Origin of the sequence: Pseudoalteromonas sp. S4741, from assembly GCF_005886135.1 — a bacterium.
Taxonomy (GTDB): Bacteria; Pseudomonadota; Gammaproteobacteria; order Enterobacterales; family Alteromonadaceae; genus Pseudoalteromonas; species Pseudoalteromonas tetraodonis.
In genome coordinates, this window is the sequence record NZ_PNCN01000103.1 from 1 (window position 1) to 7,463 (window position 7,463).

A 7,463-nucleotide genomic window follows, 5' to 3' on the forward strand; every position below is an offset into this window, starting at 1 on the left:
GCTCGGTTTTGACTTATTCTTACATGGATGTAAGCCAGTAGAATAACGCAGGAGCAGTTATCGAGCCCACTAGGTTACAAACCTCGCGCCGCGATTAAATTGCCCCTAGTTTGAACAAATATTAATCCGCAAAGGTCAACAGACCCTAGTAAAATAAGAGTAAAAATGAGTGTATCGGTTGATATCGCTCGTTTTGCTGTAAACCAATTTAGCATTTCAGTGTGATTCAATGCTAAACTGCTATATGTTAGGTGCATTAAAGGGCTTTAAAAATAAAAACAGCAAAAATTTTAAAAGGACAATAGTAACGTTTTTATAAAACCGCAGCTGATGATACCCTTTAAAAGCGTGCATTCCAGTAGCAAGAATAAACGAACACTAAAAAATAAAAACAAAGTCTTACTCTGGTTATTAAGCCAAAACATTAACTTTTACTCGTGGATCCAGACTCATACATATTATGAATGAAGATAATACACAACCGCAGAGCGACGGACCCTCTGTAGGACAAATGCTAAAATCGCATAGAGAAAATGCAAATATCAGCCTTGCTGAAATCGCCTCGCTATTAAAGCTAACAGAATCACAAGTTGAGCATATTGAAAGCGACGAGTATCATTTACTCGGTGCAAAAACGTTCGTTAAAGGCTATATAAAAAATTATTGCCGCACACTAAGCATAGATAGCAGCGCTATTTTAGCCATGCTGCCTGCTTTTAGCACATCAGATAAGCTAGTAGATATGCAAAGCTTTTCAAGGCGCACAGAAAAAGAAGCGCATGACAGTCGACTGATGACGGTAAGCTATTTAATACTAGCCATTGTTATTGGCTCATCTGCTGTATGGTGGTGGCAAAATGCAACGCCTATTGATGAACAAACTAACACTATTAATGCTAATAACTCGCTTATTTCGGAGCAACAAGAAAACACAAAACTGTTAGCTGAAGCCGCCGACGAGGCACTTTTAAATGACAGTGAATCTGCAGAAGAAGTGAGTTCAGCATTACAAAATGAGCAACAAAAAATTCAAGCCGCGCCAGTTAATGATGCACAGAGCACCAGTGAACCAAAAAACAGTGATTTAAGCACCATTTTTATGATGTTTAACGATGAGAGCTGGGTAGAAATTCACGATGCCAATGATGAAAAAATTGCTTTTGGTGTAAAAAAAGCAGGCTACGAAATGACCCTAACCGGAGTAGCGCCTTTTTCAGTGGTATTAGGCAAGCATGATGTTGTTCGTATTACCCTAAATGGTGAGCCAGTTGATATTTCGGCCTTTCCTAAAAACCGTTTAGCTAAATTTAAATTACCCTTAGCAGAGTAGTCGCTATGTTTTCAGAATCTCCTATAAAACGCAGAAAATCCACCCGCATTAATGTGGGTAATGTTCCTATTGGTGATGGTGCACCAATTGCCGTGCAGTCAATGACTAACACAGACACAATGGACATTGATGCCACAGTAGCTCAAATTCAAGCGATTCAAGATGCCGGTGCTGACATAGTGCGTGTATCTGTACCAACTATGGATGCCGCTGAAGCATTTAAAAGTATTAAAGAGCAGGTATCGATACCGCTCGTTGCTGATATTCACTTTGACTACCGCATTGCATTAAAAGTAGCAAAGTATGGCGTTGATTGTTTACGTATCAACCCAGGCAACATTGGCAGTGAAGAGCGTATTAGAGCGGTTGTCGACTCAGCCCGTGAGCACAACATTCCAATTCGTATTGGCGTAAATGGTGGATCACTTGAGCGCGACCTACAAGAAAAATACGGCGAGCCAACACCTGAAGCCTTACTTGAATCGGCTATGCGCCATGTAGATATATTACGTCGCTTAGACTTTGACCAGTTTAAAATTTCGGTGAAAGCGTCAGACGTATTTTTAGCGGTTGGCGCGTATCGCTTGCTCGCAAAAGAAATCGACCAGCCACTGCATTTAGGGATTACTGAAGCAGGCGGCATGCGCTCTGGTTCAGTTAAATCGGCTGTTGGTTTAGGCATGCTATTGGCTGAAGGTATTGGTGACACACTGCGTGTATCACTCGCAGCGGATCCAGTTCAAGAAATAAAAGTAGGCTTTGATATATTAAAATCATTGCGTATTCGCTCTCGCGGCATTAATTTTATTGCTTGCCCTAGCTGTTCGCGCCAAGAGTTTGATGTAGTGAGCACCATGAATCAACTTGAAGAGCGTTTAGAAGATATTATTGAGCCAGTTTCAGTGTCAGTCATTGGCTGTGTGGTTAACGGGCCAGGTGAAGCATTAGTGAGTGATATTGGTCTTGCCGGCGCAAACCGTCGCTCGGGTTTATACATTAATGGTGAGCGACAAAAAGCACGCATTGATAACAACAATATTGTTGATCAACTCGAAGGCTATGTACGCGATTTCATTGAACACAAGCAAAAGCAAACTCCTATTGATATAAAAATCGTAGAGTGATGCGTTGTTACAGGCACTATGTATTTTATTGACCTTTTTTAATCGCGGCATTCACAACGTAGTATAAATTACGTACACCCCGCTGCGCTCGCAATTACCTTATAGTTAGGGTTATAATGCAGGGTCGATTTTTTAGTTTTACGTGGTTGCAGCCTAGGGCTGCACATAAACAGATTTAGGATTTATCAGTGGCAAAACAAATTCAGGCAGTTCGCGGTATGAACGATTGCCTGCCAGGCGATACGCAAGTTTGGCAGAAAGTAGAACACATTTTACGCGAGACCGTATCATCGTTTGGTTATCAAGAAATTCGTTTTCCAATTGTAGAATCAACCGACCTATTTAAACGCTCTATTGGTGAAGTAACCGATATAGTAGAAAAAGAAATGTACACCTTTGCCGATCGTAACGGCGACAATTTAACTCTGCGCCCTGAAGGGACTGCAGTGTGTGTACGTGCAGGTAACGAAAATGGCCTGTTATACAATCAAGAACAACGCCTTTGGTACATGGGTCCTATGTTTCGCCATGAACGCCCACAAAAAGGTCGCTACCGTCAATTTCATCAATTTGGTTTAGAGACTTTTGGTATTGCCAGCGCCGATATTGACGCCGAAGTTATTTTACTCACGGCGCAACTTTGGGAAGCATTTGGCATTACTGATCATGTGCGTTTAGAGCTTAATTCATTAGGTTCAAACGAAGCGCGCGCACAGTACCGCGATGCCTTAATCGCCTTTTTAGAGCAACATACCGATGTCCTAGATGAAGATTCAAAACGTCGTATGTACTCTAACCCACTGCGCGTTTTGGATACTAAAAACCCAGATATTCAGGCAATCTTAGTCGATGCACCAAAGCTATCTGAACATTTAGATGCTGAATCAAAAGAACATTTTGAAAATTTATGTGAACGATTAGATGCCGCAGGCGTCAAATACACGATTAATGAAAAGCTGGTACGTGGCTTAGATTACTATAACCGCACGGTATTTGAATGGGTAACCGACAGCTTAGGTGCACAAGGTACTGTATGTGCCGGTGGTCGTTATGATGGCTTAGTAGAACAATTAGGCGGTAAATCAACCCCTGCGGTAGGTTTTGCAATGGGTTTAGAGCGCCTAGTTTTACTGCTTCAAGCACTTGAGTGTGTAGGTGACATACGTCGTAGTGCTGATGTATATTTAGCAGCTATGGGCGATAAAGCCAGCATTCAAGCCCCTATTATTGCATCTACGTTACGTCGTGATGTACCTGGATTACGCGTTATGGTGCACGCTGGCGGTGGTAACTTTAAAAAACAACTTAAACGTGCTGATAAAAGCGATGCGCTCGTCGCAGTCATTATCGGTGAAGATGAATTAGAGCAAGGCGTTGTAACTATTAAATACTTACGTGAACGTAAAGAACAAGTCACACTAGAATTAGAACAAGCTAAAACGCTACTTGCAGAACTGATTAATAGCTAAAATTATATAAAGCGTAAGTAGTTAAGCGCTTTAACAGAGGTAAGCATGGAAATTTATTCAACAGAAGAACAACAAGCAGAAGCGATTAAGCGCTTTTTTCGTGAAAACGGCCTTTCACTAGCATTAGGCGTTATTGTTGGTTTAGGTGGTTTATATGGCTGGAAAGCATACAACCAAAATCAAATAACGACTGCAGAGCAAGCATCTGATGCTTACACTAAACTTGTCGAAGGCGACAGCGTATTAGCGTCTGCTGATGCATTTATCAGTGAAAACAAAGACACTCATTACGCAACTTTAGCGGCATTTGTTGCAGCAAAAGAAGCGGTAGATACACAAAAATTAGATGTAGCAAATGAAAAACTAAGCTGGATTGTAACTAACGTTGATAACGCAGAGCTTAAAGCCATTGCAACGACACGTTTAGCGCGTGTGCAAATTGCTCAACAGCAATACGATGATGCATTAAGCACATTAAATGCCCCTTTTCCTGAAGCATTTAACGCAAATGTGGCTGAATTAAAAGGTGACATTTACATTCAGCAAGGCAATAAAGAGCAAGCACGCGTAGCCTATCAAGCTGCTGTTGATGCTGGTGGATTAACGAGTAATCCCCTTTTACAAATTAAGTTAGATGACCTAGCAGTAACTAGCCCAGCGGCATAAGGTTTTAGGCATGAGAAAAATAACAACAGCAACGCTCGCCCTATGTATGGCAACCCTAATGGGATGCTCTTCAAGTGATGACGAAGAAGAACTGGTGCTTCCAGAAATAGCCAATCAATTCGAAACTGACATAGTATGGCAAGAATCTATTGGTAGCGGTGTAGAGCATTACTTTTCACGCTTATCACCCGCTGTTTATAAAGAGACAGTGTATGTTGCTAGCCGTGAAGGCCAAGTAGAAGCCTTATCACTTGCCAATGGCGATACCCAATGGGAAACCGACGTTCGTCAAGATTTATCGTTTTGGCCTTGGAGCGATAACGAAAATGCAAAATTATCAGGTGGAATATTACAAGCTTATGGTAAAATCTATTTAGGTTCAGAACATGGCTATGTCATTGCACTTGACCGTGAGACTGGTAAAGAAGTTTGGCGTAAAAAAGTACCTGGCGAATCACTCTCTAAACCCGCTGCAGGCGATGGCTTAATCTTTGTTAATTTAGCCTCAGGTAAGTTACTTGCGCTTCACCCAGATACTGGTGAAGAACGCTGGAGCTTTGAGCAAGAAGTGCCACCGCTGACTTTACGCGGTCAAAGTTCACCTACTGTGGCTAACGGTGGTGTATTGGTTGGCCTTGAAACAGGTAAGCTCAGTGTTTTAATTTCTGAGAGTGGCTACTCGGCATGGAGTGCAGAAATTGCAGTGCCAAAAGGCGCATCAGAGTTTGAACGTTTAGTTGATGTAGATACGCAGCCGATCATTAGCGGTCCATTTGCTTATGCTATTGCATACAATGGTAACTTATCAGCAGTAGATATTCGTTCAGGGAATGTTGTATGGAAACGTGAATACAGCAGCTACCGTGAAATTAGCATGGATTTGCAAACAATTTACGTTGTTGATAGTAACGGCGTTGTTTATGCACTTGATAAAGATTCGGGCATTGAACGTTGGAGCCAACCCGCTCTACGTGGCTGGTACTTAACAGGCCCAGCGGTTGCCGGTAATTATTTAGCGTTAGGTGACCAAGAAGGTAATTTACATTGGTTAAATAAAGAAACTGGCGAGCTAGTATCTCGTGAAGACTTTGACAGCTCAGGTTTTTTTGTTGAGCCCGTTGTCGCTGACGATAAATTGATTTTATACACCCGCGATGGTGAAGTTAGCGCGGTAAAAATACCGAACTAACTGTCTACTATTAGTGTAAGGCACTAATAGTTAAATATTTTTTGTAAGGCTTCGCACTGCGAAGCCTTTTGTTGTTTTTTAAAGAGGTAGTTTATGCTTCCCGTGATCGCTCTTGTAGGGCGACCCAATGTGGGCAAATCCACATTATTTAACCGTTTAACACGTACTCGTGATGCACTCGTTGCCGACTTTCCTGGCTTAACGCGTGATAGAAAATATGGCCAAGCAAATTACGATGGCTTTGAATTTATCGTGGTAGATACGGGCGGTATTGATGGCTCAGAAGAAGGTATCGAAACCGAAATGGCTGATCAGTCATTACTAGCCATTGAAGAAGCGGATATTGTTTTATTTTTAGTTGATGCTCGCGTGGGTATGACAGTGGCTGATCAAGCTATTGCTAACCACTTACGTAAGCAAGAGAAAAAGTGCTTTGTGGTAGCCAATAAAACAGACGGCATTGATGCCGACTCAAACTGTGCTGAGTTTTACCAACTTTCACTTGGTGAAGTTCATCATATCGCTGCCGCACATGGCCGTGGTATTACTTTACTGCTTGAGCAAACTCTTCAGCCTGTTATTGCTGAGCTTGCCGCTCTTGATGAAGATGTAGCCGATGACGATGAAGAACTTATCGACTTATATCAAGAAGGTGAAGAAGATGACACCGATCACCAAGCATTTGCCGATAAACCGGTAAAGCTGGCAATTATTGGTCGTCCAAATGTAGGTAAGTCAACCCTTACAAACCGCATACTAGGTGAAGACCGTGTTATTGTATACGACATGCCAGGTACAACCCGCGACTCAATTTACATTCCGATGACCCGTAACGACAAAGAATATATTCTTATCGATACCGCTGGTGTGCGTAAACGTAAAAAAGTAAGTGACGTGGTTGAGAAATTCTCAGTCATTAAAACACTACAAGCAATTGAAGATTGTAACGTTGTGCTACTAGTAATTGATGCTCGCGATGGCATTTCTGATCAAGACTTAAGCCTGTTAGGTTTTGCGCTTAACTCAGGACGCTCATTGGTTATTGCCGTGAATAAGTGGGATGGCCTAGATAACTACGTTAAAGATCGTATTAAAACTGAGCTTGATCGTCGCTTAGGCTTCATTGATTTTGCCCGCCTACACTTTATCTCTGCTCTGCATGGTACCGGTGTTGGTCATTTATTTGAATCAGTTGACGAAGCGTATGAGTCGGCAACTAAGCGAATTAGTACTGCTATGTTGCGTCGTATTATGGACATGGCACAGGCCGACCACCAGCCGCCACTTGTTCGTGGACGTCGTGTTAAGCTTAAGTATGCGCATGCTGGGGGCTACAACCCGCCACGTATCGTTATTCATGGTAACCAAGTACATGACCTACCTGATAGCTACAAACGCTACTTAATGAACTACTACCGTAAAGCACTTAAGATTATGGGTACGCCAATCAAAATTGAGTTTAGAGAAGGCGATAACCCATTTGCAGGGCGTACTAATAAAGTAACCCTGTCACAAAAACGTAAAATTCGCGCGTTTAGTAAAGAAAACCGCAATAAAAGCTAGGTGCTAGGTGCTAGGTGCTAGGTGCTAGGTGCTAGGTGCTAGGTCAAAATTAAATAGCGTACAATAAAAGTACGCTATTTTTTTATCTAAAATAAAGTAACAGTACTCGTAAAAGGGTTATT

The 7,463-nt window shown here is 42.0% G+C and carries 6 protein-coding genes; all 6 read left to right on the forward strand.

Annotation, left to right across the window (positions count from 1 at the left end):
- Positions 1-460: 460 nt before the first annotated feature.
- The 6 genes from CWC30_RS13720 to der all read left to right on the forward strand — a co-directional run bounded on the left by CWC30_RS13720 (position 461) and on the right by der (position 7,341).
- Positions 461-1,330, forward strand: coding sequence for a RodZ domain-containing protein (locus tag CWC30_RS13720; RefSeq protein WP_036983706.1), 870 nt, complete (start codon positions 461-463; stop codon positions 1,328-1,330).
- 5 nt (positions 1,331-1,335) lie between these two features.
- Positions 1,336-2,454, forward strand: coding sequence for a flavodoxin-dependent (E)-4-hydroxy-3-methylbut-2-enyl-diphosphate synthase (gene ispG / locus CWC30_RS13725; RefSeq protein WP_036983705.1), 1,119 nt, complete (start codon positions 1,336-1,338; stop codon positions 2,452-2,454).
- Between the two features lie 188 nt (positions 2,455-2,642).
- On the forward strand, positions 2,643-3,923 hold the full coding sequence (gene hisS, locus CWC30_RS13730; protein WP_138627371.1) for a histidine--tRNA ligase: 1,281 nt from the start codon (positions 2,643-2,645) through the stop codon (positions 3,921-3,923).
- Between the two features lie 45 nt (positions 3,924-3,968).
- Entirely contained in the window at positions 3,969-4,589 is a 621-nt protein-coding gene (locus CWC30_RS13735) for a YfgM family protein (RefSeq protein WP_036983702.1), read from the forward strand.
- 10 nt (positions 4,590-4,599) lie between these two features.
- The gene (gene bamB, locus CWC30_RS13740) at positions 4,600-5,778 is read left to right on the forward strand and encodes an outer membrane protein assembly factor BamB (RefSeq protein ID WP_036983701.1); all 1,179 of its coding nucleotides are present in this window, start codon (positions 4,600-4,602) and stop codon (positions 5,776-5,778) included.
- A gap of 93 nt (positions 5,779-5,871) precedes the next feature.
- On the forward strand, positions 5,872-7,341 hold the full coding sequence (der, locus tag CWC30_RS13745; RefSeq protein ID WP_069439096.1) for a ribosome biogenesis GTPase Der: 1,470 nt from the start codon (positions 5,872-5,874) through the stop codon (positions 7,339-7,341).
- Positions 7,342-7,463 lie beyond the last annotated feature (122 nt).

What these genes read in the sequence shown, in the direction of transcription:
- CWC30_RS13735 (WP_036983702.1), top strand. Translation starts at nt 3,969, where the DNA reads ATGGAAATTTATTCAACAGAAGAACAACAAGCAGAAGCGATTAAGCGC.
- ispG (WP_036983705.1), top strand. Translation starts at nt 1,336, where the DNA reads ATGTTTTCAGAATCTCCTATAAAACGCAGAAAATCCACCCGCATTAAT.
- der (WP_069439096.1), top strand. Translation starts at nt 5,872, where the DNA reads ATGCTTCCCGTGATCGCTCTTGTAGGGCGACCCAATGTGGGCAAATCC.
- CWC30_RS13720 (WP_036983706.1), top strand. Translation starts at nt 461, where the DNA reads ATGAATGAAGATAATACACAACCGCAGAGCGACGGACCCTCTGTAGGA.
- bamB (WP_036983701.1), top strand. Translation starts at nt 4,600, where the DNA reads ATGAGAAAAATAACAACAGCAACGCTCGCCCTATGTATGGCAACCCTA.